The sequence below is a fragment of the Halomonas sp. 3D7M genome, assembly GCF_014897885.1.
GTDB lineage: Bacteria > Pseudomonadota > Gammaproteobacteria > Pseudomonadales > Halomonadaceae > Vreelandella.
Window position 1 is genome coordinate 18,394 of record NZ_JABUZF010000248.1, and the last position, 608, is coordinate 19,001.

General features: G+C 53.8%; 1 protein-coding gene. It reads left to right on the forward strand.

Annotated features, from left to right (window positions below; translation table 11 throughout):
- Window positions 1-428, forward strand: a 428-nt coding sequence (locus tag INT22_RS21165) for a TrmH family RNA methyltransferase (protein WP_319022090.1), incomplete at its 5' end; no start/stop codon positions are given.
- Window positions 429-608 lie beyond the last annotated feature (180 nt).

Consider the following 608-nt stretch of genomic DNA (forward strand, 5'->3'; position numbering starts at 1 on the left):
AGAACGCCGCACAAGCGCCGGTTGCACTGGTATTCGGGCGTGAGCGCTCAGGTCTCACCAACGACGAAATACGTTGCTGCACACACCAAGTCAGCATACCTGCCAACCCTGAATACGGTATTTTAAATCTATCACAGGCCGTGCAGATTTTAGCCTATGAAGTACACCGTGCTTGGCGGAAGCGCGATGATAGTCACTTCATGTACCAACGGCCACTTGAAGCCACGCCGCCCAGCCGCGAGCAGTTTGTGCACTTCCAGGAGCATCTTGGACGCCTGATGCAGCAAAGTGGCTTTCTTACCCAGCCCCATGCCCGCACTGAAGAACAGCTTCAGGCGCTGTTCTCCCGCTCTCAGCCTAGCCGCAAGGAGCTCTCCTTACTCCGCGGCCTGCTCAGCGCTTTCGAGACGCACCTACCTGGGCAATAATCATGGTTTTAGTATAAAAAAGGGCAGCTCATGGCTGCCCTTCTTAGTCTGCTTGTTGGTTTGCGCGAAAAAAACTTAAAGCGACATCGCTGCCAACCACCCAAAAGCAATCAGCGGTATATTGTAGTGCAGGAAGGTAGGCACCACGCTGTCCCCCATATGATCATGCTGTCCATCAAC